The sequence below is a fragment of the Morganella sp. EGD-HP17 genome (assembly GCF_000512315.2).
In the GTDB taxonomy this organism is placed as follows: Bacteria; Pseudomonadota; Gammaproteobacteria; order Enterobacterales; family Enterobacteriaceae; genus Morganella; species Morganella morganii.
Window position 1 is genome coordinate 1 of the sequence record NZ_AZRH01000025.1, and the last position, 14403, is coordinate 14403.

Annotated in this window: 14 protein-coding genes; 1 reads left to right on the forward strand and 13 read right to left on the reverse strand. The window is 35.3% G+C overall.

Translation table 11 applies throughout. The features are described 5' to 3' along the window. Nucleotides 1–316: 316 nt before the first annotated feature. From X965_RS17835 to X965_RS17895, 13 genes are all read right to left on the reverse strand, one after another. Complete coding sequence (locus X965_RS17835) at nucleotides 317–1042, reverse strand: tyrosine-type recombinase/integrase (protein ID WP_172794099.1); 726 nt, start codon at nucleotides 1040–1042, stop codon at nucleotides 317–319. Nucleotides 1043–1859: 817 nt separating this feature from the next. Then, nucleotides 1860–3056 (reverse strand): hypothetical protein, encoded by a 1197-nt coding sequence (locus tag X965_RS17840; protein ID WP_036419493.1) that lies wholly within the window; start codon nucleotides 3054–3056, stop codon nucleotides 1860–1862. A 14-nt stretch (nucleotides 3057–3070) separates the two neighbouring features. Next, a complete protein-coding gene (locus X965_RS17845) occupies nucleotides 3071–3904 on the reverse strand; it encodes an A24 family peptidase (protein ID WP_072144600.1) in 834 nt (277 codons plus the stop codon). A gap of 17 nt (nucleotides 3905–3921) precedes the next feature. Beyond that, nucleotides 3922–4950 (reverse strand): type II secretion system F family protein, encoded by a 1029-nt coding sequence (locus X965_RS17850; RefSeq protein ID WP_036419495.1) that lies wholly within the window; start codon nucleotides 4948–4950, stop codon nucleotides 3922–3924. Beyond that, the gene (locus tag X965_RS17855) at nucleotides 4934–6436 is read right to left on the reverse strand and encodes an ATPase, T2SS/T4P/T4SS family (protein WP_036419509.1); all 1503 of its coding nucleotides are present in this window, start codon (nucleotides 6434–6436) and stop codon (nucleotides 4934–4936) included. The genes X965_RS17850 and X965_RS17855 overlap by 17 nt, the downstream gene beginning before the upstream one ends. Before the next feature lie 40 nt (nucleotides 6437–6476). Beyond that, the gene (locus tag X965_RS17860) at nucleotides 6477–7007 is read right to left on the reverse strand and encodes a hypothetical protein (RefSeq protein WP_036419497.1); all 531 of its coding nucleotides are present in this window, start codon (nucleotides 7005–7007) and stop codon (nucleotides 6477–6479) included. Further along, nucleotides 6995–7819 (reverse strand): hypothetical protein, encoded by an 825-nt coding sequence (locus X965_RS17865; RefSeq protein WP_036419498.1) that lies wholly within the window; start codon nucleotides 7817–7819, stop codon nucleotides 6995–6997. The genes X965_RS17860 and X965_RS17865 overlap by 13 nt, the downstream gene beginning before the upstream one ends. Before the next feature lie 4 nt (nucleotides 7820–7823). Further along, nucleotides 7824–8354: a hypothetical protein gene (locus X965_RS17870; RefSeq protein ID WP_036419499.1), complete on the reverse strand. Its 531-nt coding sequence runs from the start codon at nucleotides 8352–8354 to the stop codon at nucleotides 7824–7826. Next, nucleotides 8341–9852 (reverse strand): hypothetical protein, encoded by a 1512-nt coding sequence (locus X965_RS17875; protein WP_036419500.1) that lies wholly within the window; start codon nucleotides 9850–9852, stop codon nucleotides 8341–8343. Before X965_RS17875 ends, X965_RS17870 begins: the two co-directional genes overlap by 14 nt. A gap of 2 nt (nucleotides 9853–9854) precedes the next feature. After that, on the reverse strand, nucleotides 9855–10331 hold the full coding sequence (locus tag X965_RS19820) for a TcpQ domain-containing protein (protein WP_253280786.1): 477 nt from the start codon (nucleotides 10329–10331) through the stop codon (nucleotides 9855–9857). A gap of 24 nt (nucleotides 10332–10355) precedes the next feature. Then, the gene (locus tag X965_RS17885) at nucleotides 10356–11954 is read right to left on the reverse strand and encodes a type II secretion system protein (protein WP_036419502.1); all 1599 of its coding nucleotides are present in this window, start codon (nucleotides 11952–11954) and stop codon (nucleotides 10356–10358) included. Between the two features lie 74 nt (nucleotides 11955–12028). Further along, nucleotides 12029–12781 (reverse strand): type IV pilus major pilin, encoded by a 753-nt coding sequence (locus X965_RS17890; protein WP_051997385.1) that lies wholly within the window; start codon nucleotides 12779–12781, stop codon nucleotides 12029–12031. A 133-nt stretch (nucleotides 12782–12914) separates the two neighbouring features. Continuing rightward, nucleotides 12915–13190 (reverse strand): helix-turn-helix domain-containing protein, encoded by a 276-nt coding sequence (locus X965_RS17895; RefSeq protein WP_051997386.1) that lies wholly within the window; start codon nucleotides 13188–13190, stop codon nucleotides 12915–12917. A gap of 681 nt (nucleotides 13191–13871) precedes the next feature. Here X965_RS17895 and X965_RS17900 point away from each other — a divergent pair. Further along, nucleotides 13872–14351, forward strand: coding sequence for a transglycosylase SLT domain-containing protein (locus tag X965_RS17900; protein WP_036419503.1), 480 nt, complete (start codon nucleotides 13872–13874; stop codon nucleotides 14349–14351). Nucleotides 14352–14403 lie beyond the last annotated feature (52 nt).

Sequence of the window (14403 nt, forward strand, 5' to 3'; positions counted from 1 at the left end):
GACACAAAAGGCAAAGCATCCGTCACAACAGATAAAAATACGATAAAAGACACAAAAAACAAGGCATCTGCCACAACAGAAGGATAGTAAAAGTAATCAATTTTTATCACGGATAAAAATCTGCACAGATGCCGTTTATCAGGTGTGCTTTGTAAGTACAACTCAGTGAAGCGCACCTTTTTCTATACCACCTCCTTATATAATTACCTGCACCGCGCCCATATTTTCTTTCCGTCAAACCGAACCAGGCTATTAGGATACCGGTAGCAATAATATGGCTCTGTCAGTGCACAGTTACAATACCATCCGGATACCATCACCGGAATGAAATATCAAAATGCAGCATGGCATCCAGTGTGAAAATTTTCGTATAAATATCAGTTGAACCTGATTTTTTATGTCCCAGATAAGCCTGAATCACTTTCATGGGAACTCCGTTAAAAATGAGATGCATGGCAAAACTGTGCCGGAATGTTTTACAGGTGACAGGATTAACCACATACGATACCCCGTGATTTTCCGCCTGTTCCACAGCAGCGCGTAACCAGTTTCTGACCGTATTGTCACTCCGGACAGGCCAGATCTGACTTTGGTTTTTCAGTCTCATCGTCGCAAAATAACTTTTCATCAGTTGTACATACTGCGGATCAAAAAGAGCCACGACCCGTTTAGGCCGCGCTTTCACTTTAGTCTGCCCCGTTTTGCTCCGCGTATCGCGTTGTTTCAGTGTGCGCAGCACCACAAACGGTGTTTCCTCATCAAGATAAAAATCACCTTTCGTCAGGGCTAATGCCTCATGGATCCGGGCACCGGTATTCCACAGGGTATCAATGAGTGTCCGCTGATGCAGATCGGGAATAAATGTCAGGAGCTGATTGACTTCGGGAGCCAGCAAATATTTCGGACAATCCAGTTCAGCCGCAATGGCCAGATTCCGTAACTGTCGTGCCCGCTCCGCGTGACCATTTTGCAGAAGAGACTGAGACTGGCGGCGGACGATTGTCTTACCGGTTTCATTCTCAGCAGGAAAAAAATTCATCATCAGATCCGCCATAGATATCATGCACCAGTAAATAATCACCATATGCATAATAACATTATGTGATAGTTTATTTTGTTAATAATAAACTTAAGAAATATCTGCACTCTCCGGAATATCAGCAGTGATCATGCTGCAGAGATCCCGTTTTCCGGTGATCGGTTATTGCGTTATTATGTCGATAATTCCCGGAAAACGCAATCCGGCTCACATCCCCCGCTGTCTTCTGAAGCGGAGTACGCAGTTATCAGCACAATATGAAGTGACCGTAAATAATTAAACCACAATATAGCGGAACCTTTCCCCTTCTGAGTCGCTTTGCGGAGAATGACGGTAAAGCGCAATAAATAAAAAAAAACAAAACCGGTCAAAAAACAGGCTTCACAGAACGAGCCAAGAGCGTTTTTTTCAGAGATGGTAATGCATTTATATGCCTGAATTAAAAAACTGCTGAAAACGACCGGGAGTGAGATTTAACGTAAAAACATTCAGTGCGGGTCAAGATGACAGTGTATACCTTACGAATATCCTCTGCCGGAATAAACACAATTAATAACTATACAGACACGCTAACAGAACCGAGCCTGAAAAATTAAACGCCACAAAATAATATCAGAACGGAAATTTTCATATCCGCTATAACGCACCAGACTTTCTGAATAATAATTTCAGGTAATAACAAAATAAGTGGGGAACCCGGATGAAAGAATAACAGCAGTGAGTCTGCGCGGAATAGATTTATGCAATGAAAGATATAAGCATGACGGAATGTGTAACTTACCGCACACTAACAATAAAATGTGCGGCCTTGTTGTGATAATTACCTGCTAACAATGACACCATCAGAAATAGTATATTTTTTTGTCAGCTGACAAATATTTGAGCCTATATTCGGATAGGTTAATGATGAAACATAACAACTATATTTATCCAGATGTTTTTCATCTATATATTTTAACTGATTAGCAATCCTTGGTTGCATTGCATATGTTATATTATGACAAACACTATTTTTATTTTTTGATGAAATGTAATCACAATACTGCTTATCAACCTCATCCATCACCCGTCTTAATTCAGTTGCCGGTATTTTTCTGCCGACACGGATATTTTCATCCCCTGCATTCCGCTGAACAAACCCACGATCTCCCGGCTTATTATTATAAGTAATGAATTTAGTATCATTTTGTTTCATAGATGATTTTAGATCCCGAAATAATGACACGATTTCAATATCAGATGAAACAGGATAGAAATTACCAGTGTAAAAATTAGTTTCTCTTTCAAATTCACACAGCTTGTTTTCAGATGAGGAATCAGACTTAGGCGGGCAATAATTATAATACAGGCAGCCATCATACATTGCATATATTGCTTCCTGAGTCGGAATTTTTTTTGTAAATCTGAATGTTGCGGACTGATACACCGGATTTCCTTTACAATTACTGTTATCAACAGTAATTGTCATATACTTTGAATTATACAAATTAAAAGCACCAGACTTAGCTGTTTTAACCTGAACCAAAACAGACACATCCTCATATAAAAATTTCTTATCCAGATACTCCTTACTTTTACTGGAATCAGTCACACATATTAACTGACCATCCGGGTTCTGTTTATTATAATCCTTATAGTACATTCTATTGCCATTAGTGAATTTAATTCTCGCCCTGTCAGACAGACATACCTGGTATTCATAATCCCCATAATGGTCCTGACGAAATAACATATCAAGATATAGCCCGTCTTCTAATTTATAGACATATATTCCACCGGTTCCTCTCAGAGGCTGCCCTTTTGAATGAGCATAACTTTCTGCATGTGACTGAATCTCATTATCCGGCAAAGACCCTCTCCTTTCCCACATGTTAAATTTTTCAAGATAGATTTTATCATCCATATTGTTTTTCATGGTCACACCCACAAATTGGCCAGCTTCCGCATGAGCATAATTATTTGTCGCAATGAATGTTACACATAAAAATTTTAACACCATCTGTAAACTAAATTTCATATCAGACCTCAAAATCAAAAAAAGATATTAATAAATACGTTTGACAGAATAGAAAGGCAGATAGCCGGACCAAAAGGAATAATATACTCCTTCAGTATGCCAATATCATCAAGATGAGAAATATTTTTGGCTGTCGATATGGTTTTGAATTTATTGATTATATAAAATACGCAACCAAAAACAGATGAAAAAATAATCAAATACTGTATCTGAAAAACACCAACCCAGGCACCACCTGCCGCAAATAATTTATAATCACCAAATCCAATGCCATCAATACCGCGGAAATACTTAAACAAAAAGCCTGTAAAAAATACAATGGCATATATTATTAAAGCACCAGAAACAGATTCAGTTAATGTCACCGAAATAAAACCAAAGTAAGAAAATACAAACCCCATAATTATTAAAGGAAATGTCATAACGTCAGGAATCAAAAAGTGTTTTATATCAATGAAAAAAACACAATATAAAAAACTAAAAAGTATCAAAAAACACGAAATTGATATGACATCATGGTCAGGGTAATAAAGAACAGTCATAAACAAAAACACAACACCAAATACAAGCTCAGTCATCATATAACGTACTGAAAAACCTGCATTACAATGACGGCATTTTCCCTTTAGGATAATCCAGCTGATAACCGGGATATTATCAGCCTTCCGTATTTTATTTTTACAATTCGTACAGTGTGATGGCGGATAAAACAATGACAGTTTTTTTTCTGAATGGCCAGCCATCATCATAACAGGATAGCGATAAAGAACCACATTAACAAAACTACCAACACACAAACCAATAACAAGGAATAATATCGGATAATACCAGATTAAAAAATCACTCATATATTTACCAAATTAATTTACATGGTTGACATTTTAGAAAGTTGATCTGACAATGAGAACAAAGCAGCAAACACCCAGATAACACTCCCGCCAAGAACTAAAGTAGAAAAGCTTTTAAGACCACCTGATAATCCTTCAATTTTTTTATTGATATTAATTTTAGTTATTTCAGATACTGAGGCTAACACATCATAAAATGATGGCAGTGATGAATACAGACTGATATTCAGAAGAACTTGTTTATCAAACAGTCCCGTATTTAGTGCATCACCATAATTTAGCCCTGCAGACATATTATCACTCATTCTGTTTATATGTGATAACAACCATTTATTTGCATTCAGTGAAATAATATTCAATGCCTCCTGTATAGGTATATTATTCCTTAACATGGAAGCTATCCCGGTCATTAGCACTGATGCATTTAACTGTTTATATACAGAAAAAGGAATAACTTTATCCAGAATATTATCCCTTACCTTCCCACGAACATTAGCCAAAACGAAAACAACCAAAAAATAAGATGCAACTACAAATATAAGAATATTAATCCATAATCCATCAACTAAGGATAATCCGAAGTAATATAATGAACTGGTTACTCCCGGCCACTTTGCCGCAGGAAGAACTTTTTCAAAGGCCGGAAAAACTTTCACTGAATACCCTGCAATCACAACCAGTGAAAGACATATCATAATCATCGGAAATGTTAATGATTTTTTAACTTTTGAGTTTAACATATCCTTATAGGTAATTATTCCGATAAGACCTTCAAACCCTTCAGCTAATGCACCTGATTTTTCCGACGAAAAAATCAAACTCAAATCTTCCTTGGGAATTAATGGTTCAAATGCATAACTGATAGACTCACCTGATGTCATCCGACTGAGCAAAAAATTTATTTTTTTTACAAACCCTCTTCCAAGTATTGCTGCACCTTCATTTTGTAGCTTTAATATTGAATCATAGATAGGCAGGTTTGATTTAATCATATCTGCACAAAATTTATAAATATATAAACGTTGTTTTTTAGAAAATTTTTGCAAAAATCACCTCCATATCTTCACTATCTACCTCACCAAATTCATGAGTAAACCATTCATAACAAACAAATCCCTGAACCACCAGTGACATGGTTTTTTCTTTAATTGAAAAACCCTCACTCAACCCCGGGCATGAAAATCTTTTTTTCCGCCACAAAATATAAGCTTCTATCCAGTTACTTTTTGAAATAGCCAGTAATTCATCCTGCTTTGGCAACATATATTCAGCAATTAATTTCCGACCTTTAATACCTGAATAATTACAATTACTGCAGCCACTATTATTTTTTGTCCGAACATTGATATCTCTGTTATTAATATTAACTGACCTGACTACACTGCATTCAGGGCAAACCAGAGGCATTAATTTTTGACACTGTAAACCGGCAATAAAACCCGGTGTTGAGAGCTTATCCCCGGTGATACCTAATGCACTGAGACGCTGAAGTAACGTAACAATACTTCCGGCATGTACAGTAGTAAAACAGTAATGGCCACTTTCAACTGCCCCTGCCAAAGCATTTGCTGATACAGTATCACGAATTTCACCTATCATTAATACATCAGGATCCCGGCGCAGTGCTGATTTTATTGCAGCATGAAAACCGCCGCCATTAACATCAAGTACAGAACTTTGTTTGGCACCATATATATAGTATTCGACAGGATCTTCGACTGTAAGAAAACATCCTTTGTCATCGTATCTGTTGATTTGTAACCATTCCATCACCGTCTTCAGTGTCGTAGATTTACCAGAACCGGTAGTACCGGCAATAAAATAAACCCCGTATGGATTACTCAATATTTTTCTTACATCTGAAATTTCTTCCGTCGAAAAACCCGTTTTTTCCAGGCTGGGATTAACCACTTTATCAATATCTGCAGATATAATACGCAATACACAATGATAACAATCCGGAGACTCACCGAATATTGGAAAATGCGCATATCTGAAACGGTATTTCCTATCATTTAATGTGTATAATATATTTGCACTCTGCGGTATCTGACGATTCCATGTAGTCTCTTTAGTTGTTGCTTCAACATTATAAAGAACAAAAACAAGCTCATCACATCTTTTAGAACGCATCTGAGAATGTAAACGCAGTTCTCCGTTAATCCTGAATTCAATTCTGGAAAGAATATCTCCTCTTGTAATATGCAGATCACTTGCTCCGGCTTCAGTTGCCTGAGTAAGCAACAGTTCAAGTTCAATCTGTACTTTACTTGATTTGATAACTTTTTTCGCTTTAGCCTGTAATGAATCTCTTTCAATTATTTGAAAATACGTTGACTCATCCAATAAAACAATGCCATCAGCTTCAACTCTATGTTTATATTTTACATAATCGATTTTTTCACGTATCAAATGAAAATAATCAAGACTTAGGTCATAAAATACGATAAATTGACCAGAATTTTTTTTTGCCAGAATCAAATTACTTTCTATAACAGAAAAATGATAACCGGACTCATCCAAATACGACATATCATCGTATCTGTGGTCAACCAGATTGATCGGTTTCAATTTATTTACCTGATACTATATATTTATCATTTTGTTTTTTTACCAGATATTTATTACCAGATATATCTTTAAATTCTGAATTGAGTTTTACAAATTTAACCTTACCATCAACGGATACACCAAAAGCACTAACACCACCAACATCTGATACCAAAATCAGTTTTGGTGGTATTCTTTTTGATTCTCCATCAACCACTGAAGATGACTGGTACGTTATCGTATTTTCAGGATATGACAATGAATCATCAATACCGGAATCAGATATAACACCTTTAGAATCTGATTTTAATTTTGAAATTTCACTTTTTAGTTTCTCTAACTCTAATTGATTTTTAAGCTTATTTTTCTTTTTTTCAAATTCAACGTTTTCACTAATATAGTCTAATAACTCTTCCTGATCAAAAGAGTCATCTTCAACGTTCACAACTACATCATCTACATTTTCAACACCATCAATCTGCCCTTCAGAAAAAGAATTTGAAGAAACTAAAATCAGAAAAATTGCAAATAACGTTTTGTTTATTTTTTGCATATAAATTTACCATTCAATGAGATGGAGTTACTTCCATCTTGTGATTTATTAAATCCAGTAACCAAAAAATAATTTATATATGGCTTTCTATCAAAAAACGCCTTCATTAAAATAGCATTATCGCTATATTTTACAGTAAACTCTCCCACCATAAACCCATAACTATGTTTATACCCTGGAAAAGAATCTTCCTGAGAAGCAACACTTGTTGCCGGTAATGATTTAATAACAATCCGGTCACTTTCATTTGAGCGAGAACTGTTATATGAATATAAATAATTCAGTACATTACTACACGCAGGCGGGGAAATCATTCCATCATTGATAAAATGATCCTTCAATGTATTATGGTTTAAATTTGACGGAATTTCAGTATATGACAATTCATCTTCAGAAAATGCAGCTTTATACCGCACCTTTTTCATTACTTTATCCTGAACATTAAACAACGCTCCTGACTTTAATTTATAATTAAAATCACATACAGATATATCACATTGGTAGTAATACTCTGAAAACCCCAATTGCTCCAACCTCACCCTGCTAATATTTATTTCATTTAATAAAATTAAAAAATTATCTATACTGGAACCATCAAACGCTTTTGCATAAAAATCTGATATACTCTGCTTACTGTTACCTTCTTGTTTTTCCTTTAAAATCTTTGCTGATTTTATCTTTTCCTGCTCCTGATAATAACCATAGTAAAAATAAGATGCAACACCAATAATTAATATAAAGAAAACACCAAGGCCAATCAGAACCTTTTTTAATCTGGCAGAATCTTTCCAGTTGTTAATTATTTTACTCATAGTATCATCTATTTAAAAAGTAGTCTGCAATAAAAAGCAGAGTTAATGATAACGATAAGAAGAGTCCTGACGACACTACCGCCAGTTGCTTTCTTTTTTTCGAAAAAATACTTTTAACTAAAATATATTCATTGAGTACAACATTAAAATCTTCACTACTCAGCTCAACAAGTTTTAGGTTGTTGTATTTTGACTCATCAATTCCTGACAATAAATAACTCAGCATTTCTTTATTTATAAGACAATCAGTTTCGACAGCGATATCACCATCCTTGATGATAAGAAAATAAAACCCAGATGAATCATTATCATTTAAATTACAGTAATAAACACCATCACCATAAATTTCATGAATATAAATTGCTAATATCTGATAACGTTTAATCCCCGAAGGGATTAAACAATAATTTCCTGAATTTTTACATTTTACTTTAATCTTTCCTTTGGCTACAGGGAAGATGTTCCTTGGGGCATTCTTATCTATCCATATGTTATTTATGAACAACCCAGCCTCTAGGAGATTATTTAACATCATTATAATAACCAGGCTTACTATTATAGTAATCAATACCAATGACCATCACTGTTGTATTATTCTTATCTTCGCTGTCAATCAAAAATGAGAACACACCAAACTTAGATCCGTCACCCGCTGACTTCACATCAAATTCGCTGACAACCCCAATACTCCCGGGACGCATCAATGATGTATTAAACATTTCCACAGATGAAACTACCGGCAACATAATTTCATTACCTTTTTCACCAAAAGAATCCAGACTGTCAAGTGTACTTTTTGTAAAACCACTGACTACTTCAATATTTCCGTCTGACATAATTCTTGGTGTTATAATAAAACTTGTTCCCACAGTAATCTTATCTGTTTCTATCTGAGTATCCACAAAATTAGACGCTGTATTCATTGTCTGAATTCGACCGGAAACATAATTACTGGATGTAGTCATATTAAGAGGAATAGGAACATTATTTTTTGTGACAAACGTTCCGCTCTGCAGAACTTCCTTTCCTGTCAGGTTATACAATGCCTCTAGCTGTGCACCCAATCTGAATTTAGGATTTTCGCCTCCGTTAAAATCAGATGATACATTGATGTTTCCGGCAATTTTATCCAGAAGGGCATTATTAATTCCGGCAGATGTGCCATGATCACTGAAGTTAAATCCTAAATCAGCACCTAACTTTTTAGTTTTACCTTTATCTAAGTTATAGATTTTATAGCTGACTACAAATTGCTTTGAATTTGTTTTTTGATAATCATCAATAATTTTCTTTAACGTTTCATACTCTGAATTTCTGCCTGTAAAAGTAAGAATAGAGGCGTCTTTAAAAATAGTATAAATCCCACTGGAGACATTTCCGGAAACTAATTTTTCAATATCAGTCCAGAATGATGATGAGAATTTGGTTTCCGATTTACCGGAAAATCCGGAGCCAGCTGCACCTTCATTAGAACTGACATCTAATCCGGCCTCATACTTATTATCCTGTCCATAAAAATCAAGCTTAATAGCGTAATTTTTATACACCATAGCCTGTAATATATTTTCATTGTTCAGCTCAATGCTGATATCATACAAATTAGATATATATTTCATAAATTCAGAGAGTTTCCCTGAAAATTTTATCCGATGCTGTTCAAGATTATTATTTGAATACTGATAGTCATCATCAATGCTGTTTGACGATTCAGAACTATTAACTGCGGTTGATAATTTATATGTCAACCCAGTCTGCTCATTCAACATATCCATAACAACTTGAATATCCACAGGAGAAAAACTATCTATACTCACCATTTTATCCAGCACACGTTTTTGTTCTGGTGTAAAATTAACGGCTTTTCCCAGATATGCCTCATCATATTGAGAAAATGGCTTTAATCTTGTTTGTTCTATCTCTTTTATGCTACCGCTCGTGTTCAGTAAGTTGTTTTTATCGTACTTTTCATTATAAAATGAGTTGCATCCCTGCAAAAGAAAAACACATAATAAAAAAAATGACTTATTAACCATAATCAATTCTCTTCAATAACGATCACATTATTTCTTTTATATAATTTAATATTTAAATTATAGGTTTGAGATGACAACAGATTACCCAGGTTGCCAAGAACTTCCTGGTCATTTTTTCCATGTATATAAATATCCTTATAGATGAGATAATCCTTATCTCCCTTCCATAATAGCTTGTACCCTTTGGATTTGGCCCAACTTTCAATTTGCTGACTGAGAAGATTATCCTCCCTGAGAAACAAATCAGCAGATATTTCTGCTGGTTTTATTTTTACTTCAGGAATGACCATCTTACCTTCTGGGTATTTAGGAGCCGGAAAAGAATATGGATTACTGAGGTATTTATCCTCTTTATTTTTCACTGGCTCAGACGTTCCAAATTTTACGGTCTTTGGCTGTATCAGTTCAGCCCGAACATTAGTCAGTAAAATAAAAAAAAGAATACCTGACGCACCAATTATTTTTACATATTTTTTCATATAACCACCAAATACTTCATTATATTAATCATCTTGAGGCGTTGAATCACACCACATCAGAGCAACTATCGATAATGATTTTGGGTTTACATAACTCTTAAAATCTTTACCATTACTGGACGATGTCGATGCAGTTATAACCCAGTTTTGACTGTCTTTGTTTACCTGAAGAACAACATTCCCCATCATCCCGATATTACTTAACTTTGTATTTTTTCTTGCTCCGGATTGTGAACTTAAGTTCACATTTTTAAACTTACCGGACTCATCCATTTCGGAAACAAATGACGACACCCCGGCAGTTAATCTCGGATATAATTTCGTATTTTTATCTGACGGATGCGCGGGACATTCCTGTTGTTTAAACATAATGCGTCCATCTTCCGGCTCTTTGTCAGAAGGATTATCGGTCGGTTGATTTTCACCGGTAAAGTTCAGATATGCCACCTGTACCGGTGTCCGGTATTCATTCTCATATTCATACTTTCCGTTTTTCCCTTGTTTTAAAAACTGGTCCTCTATTATCATTTTAGCAATTAAAGTTCCGGTCTTTTCACTGCCATCTTCTGATACTTCAGTTAAATGTAACCGCGGATCATCAGAGGATGACTCTTTTCTCATCCCCAGGCAACTGACAGATTTATTGTCATTTTTACTCCAGCACAAACCGGGCGCCTGATTATCTTTATTCGTATCGCCACTGACTATCATGAGTTTGTTTTTTTCATTATCCAATGGTTTAATGCAAGGCCCAAGCGCTTTATTTTTTTCACTCCAGCATAGTTTTTCTGCTGCCACCGAACCATCTGATTTTAAATATACACCCTCATTCATATAAAAACTAAATCTGATACCATACGCTGTATTTTTTTTGAACTCAGTCATCTGGCTTATTGATTCACCTAACTGCAAGCCTGTATTTCCAGTATTAGATTTAACCAATTCCCAATCAGACGGGGATTGTGTGCTTCTTTTTATAATATTAGCCTGATCGTAATCTAACCCACGCTGATTAAACGACTCAATGAAATTACCAGTATATTTTTCAAATTCAGCCGGATTATTTTGCGTGTCTGATGGTATATATGCAAAAAAATAATCGACCCGAGTAATATCCCTATTAGCAGCGTTACCAATCAAATCAACTCGCTCCAGCAAAAATTCACTATTCTTCAGGCTGTCATCTATCTTGCATTTTAAAAAATCCTGCGCAAGGTTAATACCTAATGAAACATCTGATTCTTTTGCTGTGCAACGTTTATCTATAAAATATCGCCTATCCTGCTCCTGATTATTTCCTGACACCCAGGTTAAAAAATTACCTTTTTCTATAGGGTCATTTAAATAATTAGTGTTTCTTTGATTGTATACTGTTCTTTTATCCTCATCATAAAGCGGATTTATTATTTGTTTTGAATTATCTTTATCATCAATATTTAAATAATGACTCTGCACAAAATGATTGAAATTAAAAATCTCCGCAGCCACCGCGTTTGTTGTCACCTGCCGTTTTTTATTATCTGCTACTTTATTAAGATATCCAGCAGTTGCCATCATAATAAAACCAATAACAGTGATAACAATGATCATCTCCAGAAGAGTAAATCCACGCTGTGATTTCATAATGTATATCCTACAAGACGAATACCCTGAGAGGGTATTCGTCTTAAATCAATATGTACTATAGTAATGAGCTATTAACGGCTACCTAAGATAACCGTGTTAGCAGGAGTATCTTCACAAGTTCCAGCGATATCATCAGGTGTAATGCTGACATTACCTGTAGCAGCCAGCGAACGTAAAATAGTGCCAGCAGAACCTTCACCACCTGCACCAGGAGCCGCGGTCATATCCTCTGCGGCTTTAACCTGATAAGAACCCGCGGCTGCCGTACCAACTTTGACATAATCCCACTGGTTAGCCACCTGAGAAAGGATAGTACGGCATTGATCCTGATTTAATCCATTTACTTCAACGACAAATCCTTTTAAACCAGGACCATTTTCAGTGCCTTGGTTTGCCGCGGTTTTCGCACCACCAACGTTGATAAAGTCATTTGAAATACCATTACGGGCTTCATCAATAGATAATTTACCCAACTGAACAAGGCGCGCAATTGCTTCTTTGGCGGTATCCGTCTTTTTGATAGTATCCACGTCATATGTAGACGCAAGCCCTGACGATAGCGGATATCCGTTGGCGCGCTGATAGGCATCTTTCATTGCAACGCGAACCGTGTTTGTGTTGCTGACAACATCTGAAACCGCACGGCTGTCGAATGCACGCTGAGCAAGAACAACAACACCTGCTGCAATAGTACCGATAATGCCTAATACAATAATAATTTCAAGTAATGTCATACCACGTTGTTTTTTAATTTCATGGTATTTTTTCATTTTTTTCACTAATTCGATTTTGTCTAACTGTACCTTTTGGAAAACCTTAAACATTATATTACATCTCCTGTTATGAAATCAGTTTATACATTTTTTATAAGTATAAATTATACTTATAAAAAATATTAAATACTGACAAAAATTTCCAGGCAAACATTATGAACGGCGTATTTATCTCGGAATTAAATCACTCCAATCGTTCCTTTATTTTATCAAACAGAAACTCATTTTCACCCCAATGTGTTTCTGTCGCCAGATCACTAAAATCCTTATCCAAGGCGCTTAAAAACAAAGCAAGCTTATCCAGAGTAAAGCAACTTTCCCCCCTTTCATAACGAGAAAGTTGTTGATGACTGATATTTAATTTTCGTGAAAATTCTTTACCGTTCATCCCGCGTTTTCTTCTGTGTCTTCTGATGAAGAGACCAACGAGATAATCCATATCTTTTGCTTTATCGTTCATATCGCCATTGCTTTGCTACCAAACTGCGCAGAATGATAATGACATTCTTAAATATTGAGAATGTTTTTTTTAACCACAAAAAAACACATATCAATAGCCAGAATCTATCAAATAAAAAAAATGAAACAATAATGACAAAATACTCATTGCAGCAAAATACAACACACTGAATTAATTAAAAAAACCAAAAACACACTATCGAAAAAACACAAAAAAAGAGTAAATCATTAAAATAAAGAAGCGTGCAAAAAAAATAAAAACCAACAAGTTGAATTGTTTTGTTTCAAATTTCCCTTAAAACGAGAATTGCGATAGTGGATAAAATCTAGCATTTTAACTACTCATCGTCATATTATCGGTAAACACAGTCTCGATATATGGATATCACCTTTCTTTACTATCGATAGATTTCCAATCTATTAAAAACGCCACTATTCATAAAAATCATCAATCCGCTGTTTTATTTTTATCACGTATTCTGTTAGATTATGTACACATTGTGCATTCCTGTATAAATAAGAACATTCTCTTACCCATCAATTTTTTGTTTTGAACGAAATGATTTTACACAATTAGCTATCCCAAACAGCACCAAGGAACACTAAAGTCCCCCATGTTTTCATATGGACACCACGTCTAAAACCACATATAACTTTATCTGCAAAAAGTGAAATTAATCTGATGAAACGGATAATCCCAGCCATCCTATTTTTCTTGTCATGGTCTGTTAACGCAGCAGATTGTTTTGATTCTGCCGGCAAAGACTCTGGTATTGACCCTGATTTATTGAGAGCAATCGCTTTCAGAGAGTCTGCATTCAGGCATGATGTGGTTAACAGGCAATCATCTGAACAGTATGCTGTCGGATTGATGCAAATACACTCACAAAATTTTCGTGAACTCAGTAAGTTTGGTATTAATCCGGATAACCTGCTCAAAGATCCATGCCTAAATATTTATACCGGCACGTATTATCTGACAAAATTTATTGCTCTGGAAAAAAATACCTGGAGAGGTGTCGGTGCGTATAACGCTGGAAGAAAAAAGAGTGCAGAACAGGAGAAAAAAAGACTACGTTATTCACGTGAAGTCTACAATATATATTTGCGCATAAAAAACCAACAACTGAAAACTGTCATCGTTATACACAAAAATGTATAACCATAGGCATCACTATCTGGCTCGAATAATAGAATAGAGGCCTGTCTGAACA